General features: G+C 69.2%; 12 protein-coding genes and 1 tRNA gene. 7 read left to right on the top strand and 6 right to left on the bottom strand.

The genetic code is table 11. The features are described from left to right. Positions 1–74: 74 nt before the first annotated feature. Positions 75–1,676, bottom strand: a complete 1,602-nt coding sequence (locus SLUN_RS13755; RefSeq protein ID WP_257153720.1) for a tryptophan halogenase family protein — start codon at positions 1,674–1,676, stop codon at positions 75–77. A 170-nt stretch (positions 1,677–1,846) separates the two neighbouring features. Between SLUN_RS13755 and SLUN_RS13750 the strand changes: the two genes are divergently transcribed. Genes SLUN_RS13750 through SLUN_RS13740 form a run of 3 tightly spaced genes read left to right on the top strand, consistent with a single transcriptional unit; the run spans position 1,847 to position 5,173 of the window. Continuing rightward, a complete protein-coding gene (locus tag SLUN_RS13750; protein WP_108148764.1) occupies positions 1,847–2,656 on the top strand; it encodes a thioesterase II family protein in 810 nt (269 codons plus the stop codon). Position 2,657: 1 nt separating this feature from the next. After that, entirely contained in the window at positions 2,658–3,860 is a 1,203-nt protein-coding gene (locus SLUN_RS13745; RefSeq protein WP_108148763.1) for a cytochrome P450, read from the top strand. Positions 3,861–3,904: 44 nt separating this feature from the next. Further along, the gene (locus tag SLUN_RS13740) at positions 3,905–5,173 is read left to right on the top strand and encodes an activator-dependent family glycosyltransferase (protein WP_108148762.1); all 1,269 of its coding nucleotides are present in this window, start codon (positions 3,905–3,907) and stop codon (positions 5,171–5,173) included. Between the two features lie 43 nt (positions 5,174–5,216). Here SLUN_RS13740 and SLUN_RS13735 read toward each other — a convergent pair whose 3' ends face one another. The 4 genes from SLUN_RS13735 to SLUN_RS13720 form a co-directional block, all read right to left on the bottom strand. After that, complete coding sequence (locus SLUN_RS13735) at positions 5,217–6,356, bottom strand: macrolide family glycosyltransferase (protein WP_108148761.1); 1,140 nt, start codon at positions 6,354–6,356, stop codon at positions 5,217–5,219. A gap of 88 nt (positions 6,357–6,444) precedes the next feature. Beyond that, positions 6,445–6,660: an MbtH family protein gene (locus tag SLUN_RS13730; protein ID WP_108148760.1), complete on the bottom strand. Its 216-nt coding sequence runs from the start codon at positions 6,658–6,660 to the stop codon at positions 6,445–6,447. Further along, positions 6,657–6,989 carry a hypothetical protein gene (locus SLUN_RS13725; protein WP_108148759.1) on the bottom strand — a complete coding sequence of 111 codons (333 nt, stop codon included), beginning with the start codon at positions 6,987–6,989 and terminating at the stop codon, positions 6,657–6,659. The genes SLUN_RS13730 and SLUN_RS13725 overlap by 4 nt, the downstream gene beginning before the upstream one ends. A 113-nt stretch (positions 6,990–7,102) precedes the next feature. After that, on the bottom strand, positions 7,103–7,741 hold the full coding sequence (locus SLUN_RS13720) for an LmbU family transcriptional regulator (RefSeq protein ID WP_217505185.1): 639 nt from the start codon (positions 7,739–7,741) through the stop codon (positions 7,103–7,105). Between the two features lie 349 nt (positions 7,742–8,090). Here SLUN_RS13720 and SLUN_RS13715 point away from each other — a divergent pair, with 349 nt between their 5' ends. From SLUN_RS13715 to SLUN_RS39440, 3 genes are read left to right on the top strand one after another with little or no spacing between them, the layout of a single operon-like run. Then, positions 8,091–9,875 (top strand): AfsR/SARP family transcriptional regulator, encoded by a 1,785-nt coding sequence (locus tag SLUN_RS13715; RefSeq protein WP_108148758.1) that lies wholly within the window; start codon positions 8,091–8,093, stop codon positions 9,873–9,875. A gap of 22 nt (positions 9,876–9,897) precedes the next feature. Then, positions 9,898–10,926, top strand: coding sequence for a UDP-glucose 4-epimerase GalE (galE, locus tag SLUN_RS13710; RefSeq protein ID WP_108148757.1), 1,029 nt, complete (start codon positions 9,898–9,900; stop codon positions 10,924–10,926). After that, positions 10,923–11,141, top strand: coding sequence for a hypothetical protein (locus SLUN_RS39440; protein ID WP_159100245.1), 219 nt, complete (start codon positions 10,923–10,925; stop codon positions 11,139–11,141). The genes galE and SLUN_RS39440 overlap by 4 nt, the downstream gene beginning before the upstream one ends. A 273-nt stretch (positions 11,142–11,414) precedes the next feature. Here SLUN_RS39440 and SLUN_RS13705 read toward each other — a convergent pair. Next, a tRNA-Arg gene (locus SLUN_RS13705) sits at positions 11,415–11,490 on the bottom strand. Positions 11,491–11,806: 316 nt separating this feature from the next. Between SLUN_RS13705 and SLUN_RS13700 the strand changes: the two genes are divergently transcribed. Then, positions 11,807–13,408, top strand: coding sequence for a dynamin family protein (locus SLUN_RS13700; RefSeq protein ID WP_108148756.1), 1,602 nt, complete (start codon positions 11,807–11,809; stop codon positions 13,406–13,408). Positions 13,409–13,449: the final 41 nt, after the last annotated feature.

Here is a 13,449-nt window from a genome sequence, read left to right as displayed (position 1 = left end):
GTCTTTCGTCGGGGGACACGTCAGGCCGGGGGGCGGTCGCAGCGTGCGACCACCCCCGGCCAGCACGCGGGGTATCAGGAGTTGTGCAGGTGGCGCAGATAGTCGTAGGCGCTCGGCAGGGACTCCACGAGCTCCTTCTGACGGGCCTTGACCTGCTTGAAGAGGGGCAGCGCCCCGGCGACCGACTCCGGCTTGTGGGCGAGGGACGGCAGCGGCGCGTCCGGCTCCAGGCCGAGGCCGGCGAAGATGCAGTAGTAGCTGCCGTTGGTCCAGAAGTTGCGGAACTCCGCCTCGAAGTTGCCGTAGTACGTCGACTCGTCGGAGATCGGCGGGTTGATCGGCAGCCCCGCCTTGTACGCGGCGATCTTGTCCTTGATGTTCTGGGTGAGCTCAAGTTCCTTGTTGGCCCGCCAGAACGGAGTGTCGGTCCGCGGCGCGTAGTAGAAGTGCGCCTGGAGGAAGTCCCGGGTGTCGTCGAACATCAACTCGATCTCGCGGTTGAAGCTGTCGACGAGACCCTGGTTGAAGGTGCGGTCCGGGAAGTGCTTGGCCAGCTGGTAGATGGCGGCGCTGGTGAAGTAGATGCCCGTGGACTCCAGCGGCTCCAGGAAGCAGGACGAGAGCCCGATGCTCACCACGTTGTTCACCCAGGCGCGGCGGTTGCGGCCGACGCGGAAGCGGACGTGGTTGAACTCGGTCTGCTCCGGGTCGAGCCCCCACATCTTGCAGAACTCCTCCGTCGCCTCCTCCTGGGAGGTGAACTGGCTGGAGTACACGTAGCCGGAGCCGAACCGGCCCAGCATCGGGATCTTCCAGGACCAGCCGGAGGACATGGCGATGGCCGAGGTGTACGGCTCCACGCCGTTCTTCTCGTCGTCGTGCGGGATCTGCGTGGCCACCGCGCTGTCGCACAGCAGGTGGTCGCTCATGTCGATGAACGGCTCTTCGAGCGCCTTGTTGATCAGCAGCCCGCGGAAGCCGGAGCAGTCCACGAACAGATCCGCGTCCAGGACCAGCCCGCCCTTGGTGTGCAGCGCGGTGACGTATCCCCGCTCGTCCTGCTCCACCCGGACCATCTCGTCCTGCACATGGTTGACGCCCTGCTTCTTGGTGGCGAAGCGCGACAGGAAGTCGGCAACAAGCTGCGCGTCGAAGTGCCACGCGTAACGGGTGGCGGCCTCTCCGTCCAGCGAGCGCGGCGCCTTCATGGCGTCCATCACCGGCGGTTCCGGGAAGCACGCGTAGTCGAACGGCTCGGTCGTCTCGCCCTCGTACTTGCGCTTGTACCAGTAGTGCGACAGCGGCGTCTGATCGTGATCGGGCAGCAGCCCGAACGGGTGGTAGAAGTGGTCGGGTCCGTCGTCGGCGAGGGCGCGGGGAGTGGGCTCACCGGCGCCCGGGGTACGCCAGTTGACGAAGCGCACGGCCATCTTGAAGCTCGCGTTGCACTCCCGCATCCACTCCTCCTCGGCGATGCCGAGGTAGTCGAAGAACGAGCGCTGGAGGTTGGGGACGGTCGCCTCGCCCACACCGATGCGCGGAATCGACGGGGCTTCGAGAACCGTGATGTCCACGGTGCCCTGAAGGGCCTTCCCGAGGTAGGAGGCGGTCATCCAGCCCGCCGTGCCGCCACCGAGAATGACGATCTTCCGAATGTGCGTGCTGTCGCTCTTCACGGGCAGGCCCTTCAAGGTTGGCGCCAGGGGAAGAAGCCATCGTGCAAAGAGGGTCCATACGGCTGCTATACGAATCCGGCGCGGCACCGATAGGAATTCGGTAGAGCCCCTTCGCAAGCTGACCGCGCTACGCACCGCGCACGCGGTGCGACGTACGGAAGGGCGCCGGGATGGGCGACTGGATCACTGGCTGGCCCACGGGAGGGAGTGCCGGCGACAGCAGTGCGGACCCGCTCCCCGTGCTGCTCTGCCTGCCACCGGCGGGCGCCGGCTGCCACCAGTTCCGTACCTGGCAGCAACGCCTGTCCGGTACCGCCCGGGTGCTCGGCGTCCAGCTGCCGGGCCGCGAGGACAGGTGGCACGAGCCGCTTCCCGACACTGTCGAGGAGGTGGTGGAGGCGGTCGCCGCCGAGCTTGGTACCGCCGTCGGCCCCGGGGTGCCCCTGGTCGTCTACGGGCACAGCTTCGGCGGGCTGCTCGGGTACGAAGTGGCCCGCCTGAGCACTGGCACTCCGTACGCCCTGGTCGTCAGCGGCTGCCCGGCTCCGGGGAGTTGGGGCGTCGGCGGACGGCGCGGCGCGGGCGCGGGCTCGGGCTCGGGCTCGGGAGAGGTGGACGACGCCGAACTGGAACGGCTGCTGGACACCGGCGACCTCGACCCCGGCCTCTTCGACGAGGACAGCCACACCCTCATGATCGAGATGCTCCGCAAGGACGCCGGGCTCTCCCGCACCTACACGCCCCGGGCACAGCCGCCGCTCCAACTGCCGCTGTACGTCTGGGGCGCCGACGACGACGAGACCGTACGCCCGGAGGAACTCGACGCCTGGCGGGCGGTGACCGAGGGGCCCTTCCACCGGCACCGGATCCCCGGCGGCCACAACGCGGTGCTGCACCGCCCCGACCCGCTGCTCGCCCAGCTGGCGGGGCTGCTGGACGACGCCCGTCAGTCACGTAACGCCATCGACGCAGGAGCCTGACATGCATATTGATCTCCTCGACCCGGCGCCCTTCGCACGGGGCGACTTCTGGGAGACCTTCACCTGGCTACGGGCCAACGACCCGGTGCACCGCCACCCGGAACCCGAAGGCGAAGGCTTCTGGGCGCTCACCAAGCACCGGGACATCACCCGCGTCTACGCCGACACCGAGACCTTCAGCTCGGCCTCCGGCATGAACCTGGGCAGCCACCCCTCGGCCGTCGCCGCCGTCGCGCAGCGCATGCTCATCGTCTCCGACGCCCCCCAGCACACCCGCCTCAAGCGCGCCCTGCACCAGGCGGTCGGCCCGCAGCGCATGCCGTACATCGAGGAACTGGTCGAGAAGGTCGTCGCGGAACTGGCCGAAGAGGCCCTGGAACGCGGTGAGTTCGACTTCATCGATATCGCCAAGCAGCTCCCCAACCGGGTGGTGTGCGCCCTCATGGGCATCCCGACCAGGGACTGGTCCTGGATCGGCGAACTCACCACGGACGCCTTCGAGTCCGAGGACGAGCGGGAGCGCAGCAACGCCAACTCGGAGATCTTCCTGTACTTCATGGAGCTGCTGAGCGAGCGCAGGGCCCGCCCGGGCGACGACCTCATCAGCCACATCGCCCACGACACCCAGGTGGACGAGGGCGGCGGCGAGCACCGGCCGCTCACCGACGAGGAGATCGTCTTCAACCTGAGCGGAATCCTCTCCGGCGCCAACGAGACCACCCGCTACTCGGCGGCCGGCGCCATCCACCAGTTCGCCCGCAACCACGACCAGTGGCGGCTCCTCCAGGGCCGTGGCCCCGAGGGCATCGCCCCGGCGGTGGAGGAGATCCTGCGCTGGACCACCCCCGGGGTGCACGCCATGCGCACCGTCACCCGCGACACCGAGATCAACGGGGTGCCGATCGCCAAGGGCGAACGGGTCACGCTGTGGAACATCTCGGCCAACCGCGACGAGGACCTGTTCACCGACCCGCACACCTTCCAGGTGGCCCGCAAACCCAACCGGCACATCGCCTTCGGCCACGGCCGGCACCTCTGCCTCGGCGCCCATATGGCCCGGTTCGAACTGGCCGCGCTGCTGCGGGCGTTGACCGGCGTCCTGGACGGCTTCGAGGCGACGGGCCCCGCGCTCTACAACTCCTCCAACTTCACCTGGGGCATCAAGAGCCTCCCGGTGCGACTGCTGCGCAGCCGTACCGCGTAGGCCGTATTTCTGACCTCCCCCCCGACCAGGCCAAGGATCGAATCATGCGCATTCTGTTCACCTGCTATCCGGAACGCACGCACTTCCTGCTGATGGCCCCGCTGGCCTGGGCGCTGCGCTCCGCAGGCCACGACGTACGGGTGGCCTGCCAGCCGAAGATGACCGCCGCCATCAACCAGGCGGGCCTCACCGCCGTCCCCGTGGGCAGCGACCGGGACCTGTGGCAGGTCCACGGCCGCCTCGACAACGAGGGCGCGCGGAAGGCCCCCGGCCTGCTCTCGCCGTACGACGCGATGGAGAAGAGCCCCGAGGACATCGACCTGGAGACGCTGCGCGACGGCTACCGGGTGAGGGTCGCCAGCACACACAAGATGACCAACGCGCCGCTGACCGCGGCACTCGTCGAGTACGCCCGCCAGTGGCGCCCCGAACTGGTCGTCTGGGAACCCATGACCTACGCGGGCGCGATAGCGGCCCAGGCGGTCGGGGCCGCGCACTGCCGCCTGCTGGTCGGCGCCGACGTGTACGGCGTCACGCGCGCGCACTTCAACCGGCTGGCGGCTGATGCCGCCGACGGTGGCAGCGACCCGCTGGGGGAGTGGCTCGGCGGCTACGCCCGCCAGTACGGCGGCGAGTTCACCGAAGAGCTGGTGACAGGCCAGTTCAGCATCGACCTGCTGCCGCCCTCGCTCCAGGTGCACGCCCCGGGCCTCGACTACCGGCCGATGCGCTTCACCCCGTACGGCGGCCCCGCCGTCGTACCGCGCTGGCTGTGGGAGCCCCCGACCCGTCCTCGGGTGGCCCTCACCCTGGGGCTCACGGTCACCGACCACGCCATCGGATTCCCCATCGACGTCGAGGAGATCCTCGAAGCGGTGGCGGACCTGGACATCGAGCTGGTGGCAACCGTCGGCGAGGCCGCCCAGCGGAAGCTGAAGCGGGTGCCCGACAACGCCCGCCTGGTGTCGTACGTCCCCATGCAGGCCCTGCTGCCGACCTGCTCGGCCGTCATCCACCACGCGGGCGTCGGCACACTGTCGACGGCGGCGTTCTACGGAGTGCCGCAGCTCGCGCTGCCCTGGGACGTCGACCAGCCGATGCTGTCCGAGCGGCTCGCCGCACAGGGCGCCGGGCTCACCACGCACTCCGCGAAGGCCACCGGCCAGATCGTCCGAGAGAGCCTCCAACGGCTACTGGACGAGCGGACGTTCCGAGACCGGGCGAAGGACCTGCGCTCGGAAATCCTCGCCATGCCGCACGCCGGCGACCTCGTACCCGAGCTGGAGAACATGGCAGCCGCCGCGCTGCGGTGAACGGCGCGGCGGCTCGGGCCCGGCGGTGGAAAGGCTGCGTCTGTCAGCGGCCGGGCAGCTCCGCCTCGATGAGGTCGGCGGCCCGCCGGGTGCCCCCCTCGGCCGCCATCTCCCGCCGGGCCAGGGCGCATTGCTCGGCAGTGCTCGGGTCGTCGAGCAGTTCGAGCACCGTTTTGCGCAGGGTCTGCGCGGTGGCCTCTTCCTTCGTCAGACGACGGGCGACCCCCAGCCGCTCCAGCATCCTGGCATTCGTGAACTGGTCGGCGGCCTGAGGTACGGCGACCATCGGCACCCCGCAGGCAAGTCCGTCGTGCGCACTGGAGGCACCCGCATGGGTGATGAAGGCATCGGTCTGCTCCAGCACCCTCAACTGGGGGAACCACTCGCACAGTTCGACGTTCTCTGGTATGGGGCCGAGCGCATCGGTGTCGAGGCTCTTGCCGACCTGGAGCACCACGTGCCAGCCCGGCAGATCGCCGAAGGCGGCCAGGCACTCCCGGTAGAACTCGGGGGCATGGGTGTAGATCGTGCCGAGGGAGATGAGCACGACCCGCTCCGCGTCCGCCGGCCGCTGCCAGTCGCCGTGCCGGGTGCTCCTACCGCGGCACGGCCCGGTGAAGTCGTAGACGGAACTGTCCACCAGGTCGGGGTGCGGCTGGAGCGACTTCGAGATCAGCGCGATGCAACGCCGTGGGCGGCGCGCACCGCGCTGCCGGCCGAGCCCCAACTGGTTGACGGCCAGCCAGCGATCGGCCGCGCTCTCCTCAACGTCCACGTCACCGTCCCAGCCCACGGCGGTCGGGCTGAGCTGCACATCGGGCACCTGCCAGCGATCGGCCAGGACACGCGCCGCGTAGGCCACCGGGTCGTACAGGATCAGATCGGGCCGGTCGTGCTCGTACGCGCGCAGGAGTTGCGGGAGCACCCGGCCGGAATCCGCGAGGAACTGCCGCAGATGGTCGAGCATGTCGGTGCCCCAGGCGCCCGGTTCGTCGCGCGGCGGAAGCGAGGAGGTGTAGATCCTGGGTTCCGCGCCGGTCGATGCGACGAGTTCGGCGAATGCCTCGGGAATGGAATACGTGACGCGATGGCCCCGGTCGACGAGCTCCCGAATTACCTCGATGTTCGGCTGGACATGGCCGTGCGTCCCCACGCTGAACATTGCTATGTGCGATGAATTCATATGCCGAAGAATAGAGGCTCAAGCACAAAAAGTGATGCGTGCTCCGCCCAATCGGGAGCACGCATCACTTCCTGTTTTACACCCTGCTTCAGACCCCCGCGGATTCCATCCGCCGGCGCAGGCTGAGCGGGCGCATGTCGGTCCACACCTCGTCGATACGGGCCAGGCACTCCTCGCGGCTGCCCCGGCCCCCCTCTGCGTACCAGCCGTCCGGAAGCGTACGTTCCGCCCACCAGATCGAGTACTGCTGCTCGTCGTTGACGACCACCAGGTACGAGCCGTCCGCAGCGCTGCCGTCGCTCATGAGCCATCCCCCGCGAGGCGCTCCTTCACGGCGGCGGTGAGTGCGGCGGACGCGTCCTTGCGGTCCGCGAGCTCCTCGATGAGCTCGGCGAGCTCACGGAACGTCCGCCCGTCGAAGCCCTCCAGCTCTTCGAGGACCTTGACGTCGAGCGAGTTCTCCAGGTCGAGCACCACCTGGACCATGGAGAAGGAATCCAGGTCGCGCAGTTCCTCGGGCTCCGGAATGTCGGGCTGCTCGGCACAAATGGTGGCTGCCGTCCTGCGGATCAGCTCCGTGAACTCCTCGATGAAAAGCGGGTCGCTGATTGTCTTCGTCTCAATTTCCGACATGAGTTTCCAGGGCTCCTTCGTCGCCGATTCATCTCCGACCGTAACGCCCGATTCGCCACCGGAGCAATGGAACGGATATCGACTGTCGGCTTCCGGTGAAATGCCGAAATGCTTTACGCGGCCTCGTCCTGGCGCAGGATGTGTGCTGCGGCGTCGTCGAGCATGGACATCGCCCAGGACTGGAGGTCCTGTTCGGCAGCCGAAGCCGCCTGGCTCCAGCGCGTCCGCCGCTCCTGCGGCAGGTTCAGATGGATGTCCACCCGGGCCTCGACGGCTGCGGGCTCCTCGCCCTGCCGGGCAGCCCTGACCCGGTTGCGCAGGAAGCTCTTGGACCAGTTGAGCCGCTCGGCCCGGTCCATCCAGTACTCCTGCTCGGCCTCGGGCAGGCTGGCCAGCTCCGCGTGGTGCTGGAAGCTCAGCGTGGCCCTGCGCCGGCGTGGTGCGTAACGCCGGGAGACCCAGGCGTAGTTGCGGAGCGTCTGGTAGTCGAGCAGCGTCTCCTCCACCGCCCGCCGGTAGCGGTCCGGGTAGGTGGAACGCCCGTACGCCAGCCAGTCGCCCAGCCACCAGGAGGTGGAGTCGGCAGCGCCGAAGATCTTCCTGCCGATGTCCTGCCACTCCTCCAGGGGAATGGAGGGCGGCAGCTGAAGGGCCGTGCCCTCGGCAACAGGTGTTTGCTGGGCAGGCGTTTGCTGGGCAGGTGAAGCGGGTCTCTGTGAAGTGGTGTGCATGCGCTGTCGTGAATCCGACATGCCGATTCCCCCGTGGATGGTTTGCGGTGGTGCGGGACGTGCGTGGGCGGACCTGGACCGTGGCGGTAGGCCACTGCGTCAACGGCCCACTCGAACAGATGATTCCCCTTGGTCGAGCACCCGGTCCATGCCCGGACGGCATCCATACGGCATCCCGTTGTCCCGCCAGCGGGACAACCCGAGCCCCCCCGGGGCCAGTCCGTCGGCGCGGCCAACTGCCGTACGACGCCCAGAAGTTCGCCCCACGGTCGGGAAATGCGGAATCGGCGGCCCCGGCCCGGCAGTTGTCCGTGTTAGCTTCCACCGTGATTCGAAAAGCAGGGAGGCATGAATAGGGACGGGGGGCTTCATGGAATTCCGAATTCTCGGCCGGGTCGAGGCGCGTCACGAAGGACGACGTATTCATTTGTCCGGAGTAAAGCAACGGACAGTGCTCGCAGCATTGTTGCTCGCTCGCGGCGAAGTGGTGTCGGACCGGAAACTCAGCCTTTTGCTGTGGGGATGGGATCCGCCCGCAACGGTGAGCGCCCAGCTCTACACCCATGTCTCCCGGATCCGCCGGCTATTGGGCGACCCGGTGTCCCTCACCCGGGTGTCTCCCGGCTACGCCCTTGACATCGGCGGGAGTTCCCTCGACGTCGACGCGTACGAACGGGTGAACACCGCGGGCTGCGAGGCGCTGGCCGAGGGTGACGCGGGCACGGCAAGCCTGCTGCTGCGCGAGGCCCTCTCCCAGTGGCACGGGACGCCTCTCGCCAACGTGACGGAGCAGCTCGCGGACGCGGAGGCGCCCCGCCTCGTGGAGAGCCGCCTGACCACACTCGAAAACCGGATCGACGCAGACCTCGAACGCGGCACGCACCAGCAGCTCGTCGCCGAACTGACCGGCTTGGTCCGCGAGTTCCCGCTGCGCGAGCGCCTGCGCGGACAGCTGATGACCGCACTGGCGGGCACCGGCCGCAAGGGCGAGTCCCTGCGCCTGTACGAACAGGGGCGCCGCCTCCTTGTCGAGGAGCTGGGCGTCGACCCCGGCGAGACCCTCAACGCGGTGTACCAGTCCGTGCTCGACGACCGGGTCCGCGGCGCGGACACCCGGACGGCAGCAGCCGTGCCGCTGATGCTGCCCCCCGACATCGCGGACTTCACCGGACGCGAGGTCCAGCACGCCCTGATCCACGAGGAGTTGACCTGCGACCGGAACCCGGTCGCAGGTGCCTGGCGGCCAAGGCGCACCGTGATCCTGGGCATGCCGGGCGTGGGCAAAACAGCCCTTGCGGTACGCGCGGCCCACGCCGCCCGGGGCCACTTCCCGGACGGCCAGCTGTTCGCCCGCCTGCGCGCCGAGGACGGCAGCACCAGGCCCCCCGACGAGGTGCTCACGGTGCTGCTCCGCGCCCTCGGCCACCCCGACCGGGAGCTCTCAGGGCTCGGCCTGACCGCCCTGACCAGCCGCTACCGCCAGGCCCTCGCCGGCCGCCGACTGCTCGTACTCCTAGACGACGTGGCCGGAGACACGCAGCTCGCGCCGCTCCTCCCCAACACCCCGGAGTCCGCGGTGATGGTGACCTCGCGGACGCCGCTGCCCTCCGTCGCCGGAGCCCGCATCACCGTGCTGGAGCCACTGGGCGAGAGCGCGGCACTGGAACTCCTCGCGGCGACCGCGGGTGAGGCCCGTATCGCAGGCGTGGAGGAAGAGGCCCGCGCCGTACTCGCACACTGCGCCGGCCTCCCGCTGGCCATCCGCGTCGTGGGCACCCGCATTGCCTGCCGGGCCTACTGGCAACCGGAGTTGCTCGCCCACCGCCTCGCGGACCCCGGCCGACGCCTCGACGTACTGCGCTTCGGCAATCTCGACGTCGGGGCGCGCCTGCTGTCGGCCCGCAACAACCTGGCCCCCGACACGGCCGCGGCCCTGGACCGCCTCGCCCTGCTCGCCGCCCCGGAGGTCGACACCGAGGGCGCCGCCACGGCACTCGTCGTACCCCGCGCGGAGGCCGAACGGCTGCTGGAGGCACTGGTCGACGCCGGAATGCTGCAAATCCGCAGACCCGGCCGCCGTACCGGCGCCACGTACGTCCTCCACCCCCTGGTACGCCTGTCGGTGAGCTCCGCCGCCGGCATACCAACCTCCTGAACACGCAATGAAGGGCGGTCACATGAAGGTCCTGATCTCGGGCGGCGCCGGCTATATCGGCAGCAGCGTCGCGTCGTACTGCCTCGATTCCGGAATCACCCCCGTCGTCCTCGACAACCTGGTGACCGGACGGCGCGAATTCACCACCGGCCGCATCTTCTACGAAGGTGACATCGCCGACGGCGAACTCGTCGACCGCATATACGCCGACCACCCCGACATCCACGCGGTAATTCACTGCGCGGCACTCATCGTCGTCCCCGACTCGGTCAACGACCCCGTCGGCTACTACCGTTCCAACGTCACCAAAACCCTCGAATTCCTCTCCCACCTCCTGCACAACGGTTGCGAGCGGCTGATCTTCAGCTCCTCCGCCTCGGTCTACCGCGCAGGCGACGACTTCACCGTCGACGAGGAGTCCACCGTCGACCCGAAGAGCCCGTACGCGCGTTCCAAGGCGATCTGCGAAGACATCATGCGGGACATCTCAACAGTGACCCCACTCCGCACCCTCTCCCTGCGCTACTTCAACCCCCTCGGCGCCGACCCGCAGTTGCGCACCGGAACCCAGCTCCCGAGAACGCGCCAGGTCGTAGGAAAACTGATCGAGGCGTACGAAACCGGGTCGCCCTTCCGGATCGCGGGCGACGGCTTCCCGACCCGCGACGGCTCCGGCATCCGCGACTACCTCCACGTATGGGACCTGGCCGCGGCCCACGTCGCGGCCCTCCGCCACTACGACCGGGCGATGCCTTCCGGAGCACGCTCCACCGTGATCAACCTCGGCACCGGCACCGGCACCACAGTCTTCGAACTACTGGCCGCCTTCAATCAGGTCGCCGACACCCCCATCACGTCCGTCGTGGCACCGCCCCGCCCCGGCGACGCACCGGGCGCGTTCACCCGTACGGACAGGGCAGCCCGACTGCTCGGCTGGCGCGCCGAGCGAACCCTCACCGACGGGCTCCGCGACGCCCTCGCCTGGGCCGCGGTCTGGGACGAACGCCTGCCCGAGCCCGACCCTGCACGGTTGCGATCATCGACACCATGACCGACACGGACAACGCCTCGCCCCCGCCGCCACCGGGCGGCGGACGATGGGGCCCTGACCCCGTCGTGTTTTTCAGCTACCGCACCGTCGACGGACCAGACGGCGACGCGCTGCAGGAGCGCCAGACCCAAGCCGTCCTCAACGCCTTGCGATGGCTCGCCGAACACCCGGAGGCAGCCCCTGGCGGCTCGATGACGATGACCGAACGTAATTGAAGGACAGCCAATCGCAGCGACCGGTCACGCGAGACGGTCGAACAACCAGCCACGTTCTGTGGGCCCCCGCGGGACTCGAACCTGCGGCTTCCCGATGGAGGCCACGGACGCCGCGAAGTACTGCTTCTACCTGCGGTTTTCTGGATAACCCGCATGAAATTTCCTGGTATCGCCAGGATCGCTGCTTCCCAGGGGCGCACACATGGGCACCTCGAAAACAAGCCGCAAAAGTCGCTGACCTGCGGCGATACCCAGTCAAGGGTGACCGCAGGTTGGTGCCCCCGGCAGGACTCGAACCTGCGGCCAAGCGCTTAGAAGGCGCCTGCTCTATCCACTGAGCTACGGGGGCCGGATCGTGGCCTCGGTGGCCTGGAGCCACTGGTGGGTCGTGCGTGACCTTGCCGGGGACAAGGATAGGGCTCCGATCGCCTTGACCCGGTTGCTTCACCTGCGTGGCACGATGTGGAGGTTCAGTGAAGCGAACCGATAATCGCAGGCAGGTGCGATTCCCGCACCGCTTTTGACGTCTCACGTCACGGGTGTTGTGCACTCGTTATGCCTGCGCCCCACTCGTCCCGTCTGCCCCGTCTGTCCGATCGGCGCGCAGAGAGTTCCATACGCTTCAAAAAGCCGCCAAAATTGGGCATTCTTCGCATGTGGCGACCTTGGATGCACGGCCTCAGCTGATCGACGCACTTTCCGCCCTCCGCGACCGTGTCGCCGCCGTGCGTCTTCCTCTCCCTCTTCCCGGCGCTTCGCGCGCCCGGCAGACGCGCGCGGAGCTGCTCGCACAGCTCGACGACTATCTCGTGCCCCGCCTCAAGGAGCCCGAAGCCCCTCTCCTCGCGGTCGTCGGCGGGTCCACCGGGGCCGGCAAGTCGACCCTCGTCAACTCCCTTGTGGGGCGGCGGGTCAGCGAGGCGGGGGTGCTGCGGCCCACCACGCGGACGCCCGTGCTGGTGTGCCATCCCGACGACCATCACTGGTTCGCCGGAATGCGTGTGCTGCCCCAGCTCACCCGCGTATGGCTGCCCCATCAGGACGAGACCGACGGGGCCCGGGACGGCGCGCGCGAGGCGGATGAGGAGAACTCGCTGCGGGTCGAGACCGCCGCCACCCTGCCCCGCGGGCTCGCGCTCCTCGACGCCCCCGACATCGACTCGCTCGTCGTCGAGAACCGGCTGCTGGCCGCCGAGTTGATCTGCGCCGCCGATGTGTGGGTCATGGTGACGACCGCCTCGCGGTACGCCGACGCCGTGCCGTGGCATCTGCTGCGTACCGCGAAGGAGTACCAGGCCACGCTGGTGACGGTGCTCGACCGGGTGCCGCACCAGGTCCTCGCCGACGTCTCGCGGCAGTACGCGGCCCTGCTGACCAAGGCCGGGCTCGGCGACGTGCCCCGCTTCACCATCCCCGAGCTGCCCGAGTCGGCGGGCGGCGGCAACGGTCTGCTGCCCACCACCGCCGTCGCGCCCCTCTTCACCTGGCTGGCCCACCGGGCGCAGGACGCGGCGGCCAGACAGCAGGCCGTGGGGCGTACCGCGGTCGGCGTGCTCGACTCGCTCAACGCCCGGATGCCGGAGCTCGCGAGCGCCGTGGCAGCGCAGTACGCCGCTGCCGTACGGCTCACGGGCGCGGTCGAGGACGCGTACGGGAAGGAGCGCGAGCGGGTTCGCCAGCGGCTCCAGGCCGGCGCGGTGCTCGCCGGCGACGCGCGGACCCGCTGGCGCGGCTATCCGCGCGACAGCTCGGCAGGTGAGCTGCTCGACTCCCTCGTCGCCAGCCTGTGCTGGCTGCTGCAGTGCGCCGTCGCCGCCGCCGACGAGCGGGTCCAGGAGGCCTGGCGGCGCGAGCCGGCCGCGGGCGCCGTCGTCGTCCAGGGGCGCCTGGACCTGGAGGCGGGGGAGCGGATCGGGATCGCCGTACGCCGCTGGCGGCGGGTCCTGGAGGAGCTGGCCGAGGAAGAGGTACGCCGGCTGGAACTGAACGCCGCGCCCGACCCCGAGACGGTGGCCGCGCTTCTGGCGGCCTCGCTGATGGGCGGGCGCCGGGCCCGCAGCGCGGGGGAGAGGCTCGCCGAGCGGATCGGGGCCAAGGGCGCGCTGCGGCTGCGTGACAAGGGCGGCGAGCTGGTGGCGACGTACATCGACGACGTACTGCACAGCGAACGCGACCGCCGTCTCGCGCCCCTCGACGCACTCGACGTGAGCCCCGAGCCGCAGGCCGAGTTGATCGCCGCGCTGTCCGTACTGCAGAAGGAGAGGTGACCGCGGTGACCGCCATCACTGACGACCAGACCGACGGCCAG

Origin of the sequence: Streptomyces lunaelactis, assembly GCF_003054555.1 — a bacterium.
Lineage (GTDB): Bacteria > Actinomycetota > Actinomycetes > Streptomycetales > Streptomycetaceae > Streptomyces > Streptomyces lunaelactis.
This window is presented reverse-complemented; position numbering and strand designations above follow the sequence as displayed.

Bases quoted from the DNA above. Each gene is read 5' to 3' on its own strand.
- SLUN_RS13750 (WP_108148764.1), top strand. From the start codon at position 1,847: ATGGGCGACTGGATCACTGGCTGGCCCACGGGAGGGAGTGCCGGCGAC.
- SLUN_RS13745 (WP_108148763.1), top strand. From the start codon at position 2,658: ATGCATATTGATCTCCTCGACCCGGCGCCCTTCGCACGGGGCGACTTC.
- SLUN_RS39440 (WP_159100245.1), top strand. From the start codon at position 10,923: ATGACCGACACGGACAACGCCTCGCCCCCGCCGCCACCGGGCGGCGGA.
- SLUN_RS13715 (WP_108148758.1), top strand. From the start codon at position 8,091: ATGGAATTCCGAATTCTCGGCCGGGTCGAGGCGCGTCACGAAGGACGA.
- SLUN_RS13740 (WP_108148762.1), top strand. From the start codon at position 3,905: ATGCGCATTCTGTTCACCTGCTATCCGGAACGCACGCACTTCCTGCTG.
- galE (WP_108148757.1), top strand. From the start codon at position 9,898: ATGAAGGTCCTGATCTCGGGCGGCGCCGGCTATATCGGCAGCAGCGTC.
- SLUN_RS13725 (WP_108148759.1), bottom strand. From the start codon at position 6,989: ATGTCGGAAATTGAGACGAAGACAATCAGCGACCCGCTTTTCATCGAG.
- SLUN_RS13730 (WP_108148760.1), bottom strand. From the start codon at position 6,660: ATGAGCGACGGCAGCGCTGCGGACGGCTCGTACCTGGTGGTCGTCAAC.
- SLUN_RS13735 (WP_108148761.1), bottom strand. From the start codon at position 6,356: ATGAATTCATCGCACATAGCAATGTTCAGCGTGGGGACGCACGGCCAT.
- SLUN_RS13720 (WP_217505185.1), bottom strand. From the start codon at position 7,741: ATGTCGGATTCACGACAGCGCATGCACACCACTTCACAGAGACCCGCT.